The following is a 13142-nucleotide window of genomic DNA, read 5'->3' on the forward strand; positions in this document are numbered from 1 at the left end:
AGTGGAAGCCAACAAAACCTATCTGATTGTCGGTCTGGGCCTGCTGGGCGGCAAATACGCCCAGGTGCTCAGCCAGAAGGGCTGCCGCGTCAACGGCATCACCCACAGCCAGGCCACGCTGGACTATGCGCTGACCCATGACTATATCCGGGAGGGGGCCATCCGGGACTTTGAACCGCTCGTGCAGCAGGCCGACCGGATCATCTTCGGACTGTATCCCACCGTGCTGCTGGACTGGGTCCGTCAGTACGGCCACCTGATCCGCCCCGGCACGCTCGTCACCGATGTGTCGGGCGTCAAGCGCGGCGTCGTCGAGCCGGTGCAGCAGATGCTGCCCGAGGGCGTCGAGTTCATCGCCAGCCACCCGATGGCCGGCCGCGAGACCAGCGGCATCACCCACAGTGCCGAGGTGGATTTTGCCCCCGCCAACTTCATCATCACGCCCACCGACCGCAACACCGAACAGGGCATTGCCTGGTGCCGCGAGCTGGCCGAGACGCTGGGCTTTGCACGCATCAGCATCCTCAGCCCCGCCGAGCATGACCACATGATCGGCTATGTCAGCCAGCTCTGCCATGCCATCGCGGTCAGCCTGATGTGCGCGTCGGACAACACCGACCTGGCCAAATATACCGGCGACTCTTTTCGGGATCTGACCCGGATTGCGCGCATCAACGACAAGATGTGGGCAGAACTTTTCCTGTGGAACAAGGACAACCTGATCAGCGAGATCGACATGTTCTCCAATGCGCTGCAGGCGGTCCGCACCAAGCTGGTCGAGGACGACCGGGCGGGACTGGAGGAGATGTTCCGGCTTTCGACCGAGCGCCGCAAGGCTTTCGATCAGAAATGACCCTGAAGGGAGGTCGTTATCGTGCCGCGTAAAGAAGGTCAAAAACTCAAACTGCTCACGCTGCTCGAGATCCTGGCCCGGGAAACCGACGAGAATCATCCGCTCAGCGTTCCCCGCATGGTGGAACTGCTGGGCGAGCGGGGCATTGTCGCCGAGCGCAAAAGCGTCTATGACGATATCCAGACCCTCAACAACATGCCCGGCTCTCCGTTCGAGATCGTGCAGCAGCGCGGCCGGGGCGGCGGCTATTATATGACGGACGCCCCCTTTGAACTGGCCGAACTCAAGCTGCTTGTGGATGCCGTCTATGCCAGCAAATTCATCACGGCCCGCAAAAGCAAGATCCTCATCGACAAACTCGGGCAGTTCACCTCGCGGTACCGCCAGGAGGAACTGGACCGCAAGGTGCTGGTCTCGGGCCGGGTCAAGAGCCAGGACGAAAAAATCCTGTACAGTGTGGATACCCTGCACCGCGCCATCACGGTGGGCGTGCAGGTACAGTTCCGCTACTGCGACTGGGACCTGCAGAAGCGGATGGTCCCCCGGCACGACGGGCAGCTCTACTGCGTCAGCCCCTGGGTGCTGGTGTGGGAGAACGGCAACTACTACCTGATCGCCTACACCGAGGGACGGCTCAAACATTACCGGGTGGACAAGATGGCCCGGGTGGAGGCCCTGCCGGACCGCAAGCGGGAGGGCGCCGAGGAATACGCGAACTTTGATGTCAACGCCTATATGCAGCAGATGTTCGGGATGTTCAACGGACCGCTCAAAAAGGTGACGCTTCGGTGCGAAAACCGCTTTGCCGGCGCCATGATCGACCGGTTCGGGACCGGGCCCTCGCTGATTCCCTGCCCCGACGGCGACCATTTCAACCTGATGGTGGAAATTCAGGTCAGCCCCCAGTTCTTCGGCTGGGTGGCGGGCTTCGGCGCGGGCGTCGAGATCATCGACCCGCCCAGTGTGCGCGCCGAGATGAAACGCACGCTGGATACACTGGAAAATCTCTACCGTTAAGGAGGCGGCTTTCCCTTGCATAACGCAGCGCAAACCGCAAAGCGCGCCGCACCGTGGGTGCTGTTTGTGGTGCTTCTGGCGGGTCTGGCCGCCGTGCGCGGCCTGGCCGCCAACTACGACATCGGCTACGAGATCATGAACGGGGATTTCCAGAACTACAACCCCGTGCGCCATCTGCTGGCCGGCCAGGCGCCCTACCGGGACTTCACGGTCTATCTGGGCGCCGGGGAACTGTACAGCGTCGGCGGGTTGCTCCTCGTGCTGGGCAACAGCTTCGGGCGCAGCATCTTCGCCAGCAATTTCTGTACCTGGCTGTACTTTGAACTGCTCGTGACGGCGGTCTGCCTGGTCGTGCTGGGCACGGCGCGGGCCGCACGGGCCGCCGCCGCGGTGCTGTGCAGCGTCTGCTTCCTCTATGTGCAGGGGGCGGCGCTGCCGTTCGCGGGCCAGGTCAACACGCTGCTGGGCTATGCGGCCGCCAACGGCAACAGCGCCCGGATGATGCGCTCGGCGGCGCTCACCCTCGCGGTGCTGCTGATCCTGGCCGGGCTGCGGTACTGGCAGTCCCATCCCCACAGCCGTCTGGTCCGCCCGGCCTGGCTTGTGCCTTTGGCGGCCGGCGCCCTGGTGCCCTGGAGCAACGATATGGGCGGCGCCATGTATGTGGCGGTGGCCCTGGCCTACGGGATGTTCCTGATCCGGCTGTACCGCACCGACCTGCGGCAGATCGCGCTGGCCACGCTGCGCTATATCCTCGTCAGCGTGGTGGGGCTCGGCGTCTCGGTCACGCTGATCAGCTGGGGCCATCCGCTGGCCTGGCTGCAGCAGACCCGCGGCACCGGCAGCTTCCAGACCTGGTACTTCGGCACCACCCTCAGCGACCGGGTCTGCTCCTTCGCCGACCTGCGCTGGCCGCCCGAGATCCTCTTCTGCCTGGCGGCGGCGCTGTTCTTCGCCGTGGGCATCTTCCGTTGCCGCAGCCACCGCTCGGCGGTGCTGGCCGGCGCCGGGTTTGCCCTGACCTTCGGCATGATGCTCTGGAATGTGCTCTATGCCGTCGTCAGCGCCTCCAACAACGGCCCTGCCGGCGGGGCGGCGGCCCTCATGGCCGTGCTGGTCCCCGCCGTCCTGCTGCGCGCCCTCCTCGAAGGAGTCCGCCGTCTGCCGGCGTCCGGGCGCCGTCTGTGCCGCCGCGCCGTACCGCCGCTGTGTGCGGTGGCGGCCTGCGCGGTGCTGGCCGTCGGCGTGTCCGAACAGGTCAGCATCCGGATCGGCGGCCACGGCGAGGGGCGGACCTATCTGCCGGAACTCGGCGGCTGGATCGGCGACCAGGCCGAAAAGCTGGCCACCGAGCAGCAGATCGCCGCAGGGCGCCGGGTGTTCGGCACCTACTGCAGCGCCCTGGAGGCCATGACCGGCCAGCTGCAGCCTACCGGCACCGACTATATCATCCACGCGCTGGGGGACCGCCAGCGGCTGGCCTATCTGCAGACCTTCCAGGCCGGGGACTTTGACCTGGTCATCACCCCCAGCGTCAAGGTTGCCCCGCCCGAACGGTGGAGCCGCAACGCCAACTGGTGGTTCTACCGCGAGCTGTACCGCTACTGGGCACCCATCGGGACAACCTACGCCTGCGGCGGAATGCACCTGTTCTGGGAGCGCACCGGCACCGACAACGATCTCGGCCAGCCCACCACGGTCACGGTGGAGCCCCGCGGCGAAGGAACCGTGGCCGTCACCGTGACCGCCGAGGACCCGTCCTTCTGCGGGGTGGCGGATGTCACGCTGCACTACACTTTGCAGGACACCGACAGCCTGACGCTGCCTTTCAACCGTCAGTTCCTCTTTGTGACCTGTGAGACGGAAAACCAGCTCTGTGCCGCGGCAGGCCGGGACACCGACCAGGGCAATTTCTATCTGCCCACCGACCGCACCAGCTATGACATTCCGATCACCATCGCCGACGGCACCGGCACCGTGCTGCTCACCGCCAAGGCCGGCAGCGGCAACCCGGTCGTTGTCGTCGGGCAGGCCGTCGTCAATGCCACCTTCACCGACTGGGAGTACTTTTTCGAGTGACGGCCCCGCACCCCGCGAAACGGCGCGAAGGTTGAAAGCTGCGCGGTTTTATGGTATACTTACTTGATTCAGGCTTATCCTGAAAGGGAAGGAGGAAGCGGCTTTGCTGGGGAAAAACCAACGCATCAAAAGTCTGATCAGCAGTGCCATCGACGTGCTGCTGCTGCTTGCCGCTTACCTTCTTGCCAACTACCTGCGGTTTTCCTGGCTGCCCTTCCTCGAGGAGGGCGGTGCCGGTCCCGCACTGGAAATCGCCCGCAGCCCCGCCGTGGCGCTGGGCTGGACGGGCTATGCCGTGGCGCTGGTCATCCTGTACTGGGGGTGCGGGCTGTACGACGCATCCCGCCTGCGCGGACTGTGGCGCCGCAGCTGCACGATTGCGCTGGTCAATGCGCTGGGTGTCGTCGGCTTCATGGCGCTGCTCTTTGTGTTCCGTCTGCAGAACTTCTCCCGTACCGTCATGGCGCTGCTCTACCTGCTCGCCACGGCGTTCCTGATCTTCCGCCGCATCCTCAAGCGGTGGTATGACCGGGCCCAGAACCGGCGGGGGGAAGGCTTCCGCCATCTCCTCGTTGTGGGCGGCGGCAAGATGGCCGGACAATACCTGCTGGCGCTGGAGCACAACCCCTATTACAGCTTCCGGGTGGACGGCTATCTGGCCCCCTGCCCGAACCCCGCGTTCAAGGTGCGGTACCTCGGCGGCTACGACAAGATGGAGATCGCCCTGCAGGACCCCGGCCTTGACGAGGTCGTGGTGGCGCTGGACGCCGCCGAGATGAACATGATCCCCAAGGCCTTCGCGGCCTGCGACAAACAGGGCATCCGCATCACGATGGTGCCCTTCTACAACGACTATCTGCCCGCCCGTCCCACCATCGACGTGCTGGGGGACTGCAAGCTCATCAACGTCCGGCAGACCCCCTTCGACAATCTGCTCAACGCCTTTGTCAAGCGGCTGATGGATGTGGTCGGCAGTCTGGTGCTCATCGTGCTCACCAGCCCGATCATGGCGGCGGTGGCCATCGGGGTCAAGCTGTCCAGCCCGGGCCCGGTGATTTTCCGCCAGGAGCGGGTGGGACTGAACAAGCGCCCCTTCATGATGTACAAGTTCCGCTCGATGCGGGTCAACGCCGACGAGGAGTCCGGCTGGAGCACCAACCACGACCCCCGCAAGACCCGCTTCGGCAGTCTGATCCGCAAATTCAGCCTGGATGAGCTGCCGCAGTTCTTCAACGTCCTCAAAGGGGACATGAGCCTGGTGGGGCCGCGCCCCGAAGTGCCCTACCATGTGGAGCACTTCAAGGAGGAGATCCCGCGCTACCTGGTGCGCCAGCAGGTCCGCCCCGGCGTGACCGGCTGGGCGCAGATCAACGGCCTGCGCGGAGACACCGACATCGCCGAGCGCATCCGCTATGATATCTGGTATATCGAAAACTGGACCGTCGCACTGGACATCAAGATTCTGTTCCGCACGGTGTTCGGCGGCAAGATGGTCAACGATGAATCGATCGAGTAAGACGCAAAGGAGGGCTGAGGATGAAAACAGGCGAGCCGAAGGTGGCCATTGTCCACGACTGGCTGGTAACCTACGCCGGTGCCGACCGTGTGGTGGACTGCATGCACCATGTTTTCCCCAACGCACCGATCTATACCCTCGTCTATGACAAAAACCGGATGCCGGCCTGGTTCCGGGACTACGACATCCGCACAACCTATATCCAGAAGATCCCCTTTGCCTCGCGGATCTACAAATCGCTGCTGCCCCTGATGCCCCGCGCCTTTGAGGCGCTGGACCTGTCGGAGTATGACATGGTCATCTCCTCCTGCTCGTCCTGCAGCAAGGGCATCATCACCCGGCCCGATGCCGTCCATATCTGCTACTGCCATACCCCCACGCGGTACGTCTGGGACTTCTACTACACCTACCGCAACAATGCCAACCCGCTGGTGCGGGCCGTCATGCCGGGGCAGATGTACAAGCTGCGCCAGTGGGACAAGTGCGCCGCCGACCGGGTGGATTACTTCATCGCCAATTCGCATTATATCGCCAACCGCATCAAAAAATATTACCGTCGCAACAGCGACGTCATCTATCCCTGCGTCCACATCAACGAGGAGCCCTTCGTCCCCAAGGAGGACTTCTATCTCGTGGTGGGCCGCTTTACCTGGTACAAGCGGATCGACCTGGCCGTGGCCGCCTGCACCATGCTCAACCGCCCGCTCATCGTCATCGGTGCCGGCGGCGAGGCCGAACACCTGCGCGCCATTGCGGGCCCGACGGTCCGGTTCCTGGGCGGCGGGCTCTCCGACGAGGAGGTGCGCGGGTATTATCTGCGCGCCAAGGCATTTCTGTTCCCCGGCGAGGAGGATTTCGGCATCACCCCCGTCGAGGCCCAGAGCGCCGGCACCCCCGTGCTGGCCTACGGCCGGGGCGGCGCCTGCGAGACCGTGGTGGACGGCCAGACCGGCCTGCTGTTTGACGCCCAGACGCCGGAATGTCTGGCCGACTGCATCCGCCGGTTTGAGGCACAAGGCGTTTCCTGCACCCCCGACCAGATCCGCGACCACAGCCGCCGGTTCAGCGAACAGCGGTTTGAGTCGGAATTCCGCGATTACTGCCGTCGCCGCTACGACGACTGGCAGAAGGAACTCTACAACTGCTCTCATCCTAGTAAGGAGGAGTCCGATTGAATCCGATCGTCATCAACGGAACGGTGCTCTGCGACGCCATCACCGGCATTCCGCGCTATGTTTATGAGGTCGTCACCCGGCTGGACCCGCTGCTCGAAGGCACCGGATTGGATGTGCGGCTGTGCTACCGCGACGACGGCCGCCCGCTGCACCTCCCGCCGCTGAAAAACATCCGGGTGGTGCCGCTGCGGGCCATCCGGTACAGCTACAACCTCGTCGTGCTGCCCCGCTATCTGCGCCGCTGCCATGCCTTCTATGTGGGGCTGGCCAGCGATATGCTCATGACCCGGCGCAGTGTCGTCGTCCTGCACGACATCCGCCCCCTCGTCATGAACACCGACCGCGCCTTTTTCCGGTTCAAGTTCTGGGTCCACTGCCTTTCCATCCGGGCCTTTGCCCGGCGGGTCTACACGGTCAGCGACAACCAGCGGCATCTGATCAGCGAAAAACTCGGCATCCCGCTGGACCGCATCGGCATCACCTACAACGGCTGGGAACATATGCAGAAGGTCCGGCCGGACGATACCATCTTTGACGCCATGCCGGGGCTTAAGCGCGGCGAATACTACTACGCGCTGGGCAGCCTGGCCGGCCACAAGAATTTCCGCTGGGTCCGGGAGGTCGCGGCCCGCAACCCCGACAAGACCTTTGTGGTGGCCGGCGGCAAGGATCTGGCGGCCTTTGGCAGCGCCGAGGCCGACGCCGCCCGCAACACCGGCAACATCTTTTATCCCGGCTATGTCACGGACGCCCAGAACAAGGCCCTGATGCTGGGCTGCAAGGCCTTCCTGCACCCGGCGGTCTTTGAAGGTTTCGGCATTCCGCCGCTCGAAGCGCTGAGCCTGGGCGTTCCGGTGGCGCTGGCGCGGGCCAGCTGCCTGCCGGAACTGTACGGCGACACGGCCCACTACTTTGATCCCTACGACTACGAGGTGGATCTGGACAAGCTGCTGGCCGAGCCGGTCGCGCCGCCCGACGAGGTGCTGCGCAAATACAGCTGGCCGGTGACCGCGGCCTTCTGGCTCGAAGAAATCAAGCGCTGCGCAGAGCTGTGATGCCGGCGGGAACCCTCAAAGAGAAGGAAAGTGAACGACTTGGATAAAATCGCCGTTTTGATTCCCTGTTACAACGAGTCTCTGACCGTGCAGAAGGTCGTCGGTGACTTCCGGCGGGTCCTGCCCGAGGCAACGATCTATGTCTATGACAACAACTCCACCGACGGAACCGCCGAGCTGGCCGCCGCCGCGGGGGCCGTGGTGCGCCATGAATACCGCCAGGGCAAGGGCAACGTGATCCGCCGGATGTTCCGCGAGATCGACGCCGAAGCCTACATCATGGTGGACGGCGACGATACCTACCCCGCCGAGGCTGCCCCCGAGATGGTCCGCCTGGTGCTGGAACACGGGGCCGACATGGTGGTGGGGGACCGCCTTTCCTCCACCTATTTCACCGAGAACAAGCGTCCCTTCCACAACACCGGCAACGCGCTGGTCCGCCTGGCGATCAACGGGCTGTTCGGCGCGCACATCAAGGACATCCTGACCGGCTACCGGGCCATGAGCTACGGCTTTGTCAAGACCTACCCGGTGCTGGCCAAGGGCTTTGAGATCGAGACCGAAATGTCCATCCACGCGGTCCACCGCAACATGCAGGTCGAGAACGTCATCATTGACTACCGCGACCGCCCGGCGGGCAGCGAAAGCAAACTCAACACCTTTGCCGACGGGTTCAAGGCGCTGTGCACCATCGCCCGTCTGTATAAAAATTATCGGCCGTTCGGGTTTTTCAGTATCCTGGCGGCGGTGCTCGGGCTCATCAGCCTGGCATTTCTGGCCCCGGTACTGGGCGATTACTTCGCCACCGGCCTGGTTCCCCGTTTCCCCACCCTGATCGTCTGTGCCTGCGTGATGGTGGCTGCGCTGCTGCTCTTTGTCTCCGGCGTGATGCTGTCCAGCCTGCTGACCAAGGACGACCGGGATTTTGAATTCCGCCTGCAGCAGGTGGAACACTGGAAGAAACAGTCCGTTGAAACCAAACTCTGATCCTTGGGAGGTAGTTATCATGAAGCAGTACGATTACCTGATCGTCGGTGCCGGTCTGTTCGGTGCCGTCTTTGCACACGAGGCAACCCGCGCCGGCAAAACCTGCCTGGTCATCGACAAGCGCGACCATATCGCCGGCAATATCTACACCGAGAACGTCGAGGGCATCAATGTCCACCGCTACGGCGCCCATATCTTCCACACCAACAACAAGGAAGTCTGGGATTATGTTAACCAGTTCGCCGTCTTCAACCGCTACACCAACTCCCCGGTGGCGAACTACAAGGGTGAGCTGTACAACATGCCCTTCAACATGAACACCTTCAACAAGATGTGGGGCGTTGTCACCCCCGCCGAGGCCGAGGCCAAGATCGCCGAGCAGCGCGCGGCCCACTTCACCGCCGAGCCCAAGAACCTCGAGGAGCAGGCCATCAACCTCGTGGGCACCGACATCTACGAGAAACTCGTCAAGCACTACACCGAAAAGCAGTGGGGCCGTCCCTGCACCGAGCTGCCCGCCTTCATCATCAAGCGGCTGCCCGTCCGCTTCATCTTTGACAACAACTATTTCAATGCGCTGTATCAGGGCATTCCGAACGGCGGCTACACCCAGATGGTCGCCAATATGCTGGAGGGCATCGAGGTCCGCCTCGGCGTGAACTACCTGGCCCACAAGGCTGAACTGGATGCACTGGCCGACCGCATCGTCTACACCGGCCCCATCGACGCCTACTTTGACTATTCGCTGGGCGCGCTGCAGTACCGCAGCGTCCGGTTCGAGACCGAGGTGCTGGACTGCCCCAACTACCAGGGCAACGCCGTCATCAACTACACCGATGCCGACACCCCCTACACCCGCATCATCGAGCACAAGCACTTTGAGTTCGGTTCCACCGCGCCGGGCACCAAGACGGTCATCAGCCGCGAGTACTCCGCCGAGTGGAAGCCCGGCGACGAGCCCTACTATCCGGTCAACGACGAGAAGAACGGCACGCTGTACGCCAAGTACAAGGCACTGGCCGACGCGGAACCCCATGTGGTGTTCGGCGGCCGTCTGGGCGAGTACAAGTATTACGACATGGACAAGGTCATCGAGAGCGCTCTGGACTGCGTGAAGGTCCAGCTGGACAAGATCAACCAGTACAACGTCTGAAGAGGGAAACAGACGTCTGGAATGCAAACAAAACGAGGGAAAGTATAATCATGACGGAATTAAGTGTTTCGGTCCTGTCCGCCGACCTGGCCAACCTGGCCGACGAATGCAGCCGCGCGGTGGCCGCGGGCGCCGATATGCTGCATTTTGATGTGATGGACGGGCATTTTGTGCCCAACATCACCTACGGCGCACCGGTCCTCAAGTGTCTGAAAAAAGCCGTGCCCGACATCTTCTACGATGTCCACCTGATGATCTCCGATCCGGAGCGCTATGTGCAGGATTTTGCCGCCGCCGGCGCCGACCTGCTGACCTTCCATCTGGAAGCCGTGCCCGGCCGCGAGGAGCAGACCATCCGCGCCATCCGCGACAGCGGCTGCCGGGTGGGTGCCAGCATCCGCCCCGGCACGCCGGTGCAGGCGCTGGTGCCGTATCTCGACCAGCTGGACCTGGTGCTGCTCATGAGCGTGGAACCGGGCTTCGGCGGACAGGCCTTCCTGCCCGAGACGGTGGACCGCCTGGCGGTCCTCAAGGCCGAGTGCGAACGCCGCGGCCTGTCGCCCCGCATCCAGGTGGATGGGGGCATCAACCAAACCACCGCGCCGCTGTGTACAGCGGCCGGAGCCAGTGTGCTGGTGATGGGCAGCGCCTTCTTCGGCGCCGCCGATCCCGCCGCGCTGGCAAAGTCAATCCGGGAACTGTGACATCCCCAAAGGAGAACCCATGCCAAAACGTCATGCGAGAACCCAAAAAAGCGCCAACTACGGCTATTATTGGGACATTCTGTTCTGCAGTGTGCCGCTGCTGGCGATGAGCTATTTTTACTACGGTGCGCGCCCGCTCATCATGATGGCGGTCGGTCTGCTGACCGCCTATGTGGCGGACTGCGCCGTCACGCCGCTGCATGCGGCGGGCTACCAGCCGCACGAGCCTTCCAGCGAGGCCTTTGCCGCCCTCATCGTCCTGATGATGCCGGCCACGGCTTCCTACTATATGGTCGTCATGGCCACCGTCATCGCGGTGCTGGTCAAGGAAGCCTTCGGCGGGGAAGGGCACTATCCCTTCCACCCGGCGGCGGTGGGCCTGGCCTCGGCCGCCCTGGCCTGGCCCGTGGAGCTGTTCAGCTATCCGTCCCCCGGCACCATCCTGCCGCTGTGGGGGGAGCCCGATGTGCCGCTGGTCGCGGGCTCCAATGTCTCGCTGGCGGCGGGCGGTCTGCCGTCCGACAGTACCGTCAACCTGATCACCGGCAATGTGGCGGGCCCGCTGGGCTGCTGCGCGATCCTGGTCATCGTGGCCTGCGGGCTCTACCTGCTGGTGCGCGGCCATCTGCAGCTGACCACCTTCCTGCCGTATCTGGTGGTCTGCCTGCTCATCCCCTGGCTGCTGCCGCCGCTCAACGACCTGCCGTCCTTCAGCGCCCCGTGGGAATTCGTGCGTCAGCGCGTCTATCTGGAAAAGTATATCCTGCTTTCCGGCGCCATGCTCTTCGGCGGCGTGTTCCTGGCCTGTGAGCCGGTCACGCAGCCCAACCGCCGGTCCAGCCGCATCATTTACGGGATCTTCCTGGGAATCGCCACCACGGCCTTCCGGTATTTCAGCACCTACGAGACCGGCGTCTGCTTTGCGCTGCTGCTGGTCTGCGCCTTCCCCGAATGGCTGGACCGCATCGCCCACCGTGCCGAGAGAATGAGATTCATGCGGAAGGAGGAGAAACGCCTTGCCCGAAATCGAGAATCGTAAAACCCGCAAAAAGGGCAACACGCTGAAGGAGCATACCCAGACCATCATCATCCCGCAGCTGTCGCCCGAAGTACTCGAACAGGCCCGCAAGGCGGCTGCCGCCGGCAAAACCAGTGAGGAGATCGAGCAGGAGGCGCTGGCGGCTGCCGAACGGCAGCACCAGGAAACCGCCGCTGCGGCCGGACAGGCTGCCGCCGAACCGCCCCGCACCGAGGCCGCTCCCCCCAAGGAGACCCCCCGGCCCCGCTCGACCCGCCGCACCCGCAGCGAGGCGGAGGCCGAACTGGCCCAGAGCATCCATGACGACCATCTCTGGCTCAACAACCCCGTGATGGTCCGCGGCCTGGGCCTGGCGCCCGTCGTGGCGGCTGCCATCAGCGGCCAGACCGCCCTCATGCTCTGCGCCGCCTCGGTGCTGCTGCTGACCACCACCCGCGTGCTGGCCGTTGCCGTCTGTCATCTGACCGGCAACCGCTTCCGCGGCGTGATCTACTCCTTCTCGGCCGCGCTGCTCTATATTCCCGCCTACCTGATTCTGTCCAACCTGTTCGGCAGTGACCTGTCGCTGCTGGGCATCTATCTGCCCATGCTGGTGGTGGAACCCGCCATCACCAAGCGCATGGAGGCCGACGAGCTGGAAACCATCGGCGAAGCCTTCCGCCGCGGTATCAACAACACGATCGGCCTGTGCATCTCCACGCTGCTCATCGGCTGCCTGCGCGAACTGCTCGCCGACGGCACGGTGTTCGGCCGGGTCATCCTGCCGGTGCCCCCGCTGCCGCTGGCCGACAAGCCCGGCGCCGGTTTTATCATCGTCGGTCTGATTGCCGCCGTCTGGACGGCCATCGGCGGCGCCTATGTACACTACAAGCTGGAGGAGGTGCGTCACCTGTATGCTGATCGCAAACGCTGAACTTTCGGTGCTGCAGGCGGTGGCGCAGTTCTTCACCTATGCCGTCATCGCGATCTTTGCCGAAAACGCGGTCTTTTTCCGCTCGATGGGCGTCTCCCGCCTCATCAAGCTGGTCAATGACCCCGATGTCAATACCTGGCAGTACTGCATCCCGACCATCCTGGTCCAGACCCTCAGCGCACCGCTGGGCTGGGCCGTGCAGAATCTGCTGTTCCCGTACCTGACCAGCCGCACGCCCGACTGGCTCCCGCTGGCCGCCCTGCGTCCGCTGGCCTTCCTGACCTGCTCGCTGATCGCCATGGCCGTGGTCTGGGTGCTGGTCGGGATTTCCCGCAAGCGGGCCGCCTACCGCGAACAGCTGCCCGCCGCCACCTTCAACTGCTGCGTCATCGGTACGCTGCTCATCTCGGCCAACCAGAACTATGACCTGCTGCAGTGGATTGCCTTCGGCTTCGGCAGCGGTCTGGGCTACCTGGTGGCGGTCCTGGTCGTCGACGAAGGCCGTCGCCGTCTGCGCAGCAAGGATGTGCCCGCGATCTTCCGCGGTCTGCCCAGCACCCTGATCTACATTGGCATCATCTCGCTGGCAATCTACGGCCTGGTGGGCATCGGAAGCGCCGTCTGACCGTCCGCTTCCAGGAAGTGAGGAAT

At 63.8% G+C, this 13142-nt stretch carries 12 protein-coding genes; all 12 read left to right on the forward strand.

Features of this window, described 5'->3' with window-relative positions; all coding sequences use genetic code 11:
• Window position 1 precedes the first annotated feature (1 nt).
• The 12 genes from U0L91_RS06095 to U0L91_RS06150 all read left to right on the forward strand — a co-directional run bounded on the left by U0L91_RS06095 (window position 2) and on the right by U0L91_RS06150 (window position 13116).
• A complete protein-coding gene (locus U0L91_RS06095; protein WP_330045307.1) occupies window positions 2–853 on the forward strand; it encodes a prephenate dehydrogenase in 852 nt (283 codons plus the stop codon).
• Window positions 854–874: 21 nt separating this feature from the next.
• A complete protein-coding gene (locus U0L91_RS06100) occupies window positions 875–1870 on the forward strand; it encodes a helix-turn-helix transcriptional regulator (protein WP_330045308.1) in 996 nt (331 codons plus the stop codon).
• Between the two features lie 15 nt (window positions 1871–1885).
• On the forward strand, window positions 1886–3949 hold the full coding sequence (locus U0L91_RS06105; protein ID WP_330045309.1) for a hypothetical protein: 2064 nt from the start codon (window positions 1886–1888) through the stop codon (window positions 3947–3949).
• 103 nt (window positions 3950–4052) lie between these two features.
• On the forward strand, window positions 4053–5465 hold the full coding sequence (locus U0L91_RS06110; protein WP_330045310.1) for an undecaprenyl-phosphate glucose phosphotransferase: 1413 nt from the start codon (window positions 4053–4055) through the stop codon (window positions 5463–5465).
• A gap of 20 nt (window positions 5466–5485) precedes the next feature.
• Window positions 5486–6640, forward strand: a complete 1155-nt coding sequence (locus U0L91_RS06115) for a glycosyltransferase (protein WP_330045311.1) — start codon at window positions 5486–5488, stop codon at window positions 6638–6640.
• Window positions 6637–7695: a glycosyltransferase family 4 protein gene (locus U0L91_RS06120; protein ID WP_330045312.1), complete on the forward strand. Its 1059-nt coding sequence runs from the start codon at window positions 6637–6639 to the stop codon at window positions 7693–7695. The genes U0L91_RS06115 and U0L91_RS06120 overlap by 4 nt, the downstream gene beginning before the upstream one ends.
• 39 nt (window positions 7696–7734) lie before the next feature.
• The gene (locus tag U0L91_RS06125; protein WP_330045370.1) at window positions 7735–8682 is read left to right on the forward strand and encodes a glycosyltransferase family 2 protein; all 948 of its coding nucleotides are present in this window, start codon (window positions 7735–7737) and stop codon (window positions 8680–8682) included.
• A gap of 19 nt (window positions 8683–8701) precedes the next feature.
• Complete coding sequence (gene glf, locus U0L91_RS06130; RefSeq protein WP_330045313.1) at window positions 8702–9835, forward strand: UDP-galactopyranose mutase; 1134 nt, start codon at window positions 8702–8704, stop codon at window positions 9833–9835.
• Between the two features lie 50 nt (window positions 9836–9885).
• The gene (gene rpe / locus U0L91_RS06135) at window positions 9886–10539 is read left to right on the forward strand and encodes a ribulose-phosphate 3-epimerase (RefSeq protein WP_330045314.1); all 654 of its coding nucleotides are present in this window, start codon (window positions 9886–9888) and stop codon (window positions 10537–10539) included.
• A 19-nt stretch (window positions 10540–10558) separates the two neighbouring features.
• A complete protein-coding gene (locus U0L91_RS06140) occupies window positions 10559–11578 on the forward strand; it encodes an RnfABCDGE type electron transport complex subunit D (protein ID WP_330045315.1) in 1020 nt (339 codons plus the stop codon).
• Window positions 11556–12491 (forward strand): Rnf-Nqr domain containing protein, encoded by a 936-nt coding sequence (locus tag U0L91_RS06145; protein WP_330045316.1) that lies wholly within the window; start codon window positions 11556–11558, stop codon window positions 12489–12491. The genes U0L91_RS06140 and U0L91_RS06145 overlap by 23 nt, the downstream gene beginning before the upstream one ends.
• On the forward strand, window positions 12472–13116 hold the full coding sequence (locus tag U0L91_RS06150; protein ID WP_330045317.1) for an Rnf-Nqr domain containing protein: 645 nt from the start codon (window positions 12472–12474) through the stop codon (window positions 13114–13116). The genes U0L91_RS06145 and U0L91_RS06150 overlap by 20 nt, the downstream gene beginning before the upstream one ends.
• The last annotated feature ends 26 nt before the right edge of the window (window positions 13117–13142 follow it).

The sequence above is a fragment of the Gemmiger sp. genome (assembly GCF_036306485.1).
GTDB lineage: Bacteria > Bacillota > Clostridia > Oscillospirales > Ruminococcaceae > Gemmiger.

Bases quoted from the DNA above. Each gene is read 5' to 3' on its own strand.
- U0L91_RS06115 (WP_330045311.1), top strand. From the start codon at position 5,486: ATGAAAACAGGCGAGCCGAAGGTGGCCATTGTCCACGACTGGCTGGTA.
- glf (WP_330045313.1), top strand. From the start codon at position 8,702: ATGAAGCAGTACGATTACCTGATCGTCGGTGCCGGTCTGTTCGGTGCC.
- rpe (WP_330045314.1), top strand. From the start codon at position 9,886: ATGACGGAATTAAGTGTTTCGGTCCTGTCCGCCGACCTGGCCAACCTG.
- U0L91_RS06140 (WP_330045315.1), top strand. From the start codon at position 10,559: ATGCCAAAACGTCATGCGAGAACCCAAAAAAGCGCCAACTACGGCTAT.
- U0L91_RS06150 (WP_330045317.1), top strand. From the start codon at position 12,472: ATGCTGATCGCAAACGCTGAACTTTCGGTGCTGCAGGCGGTGGCGCAG.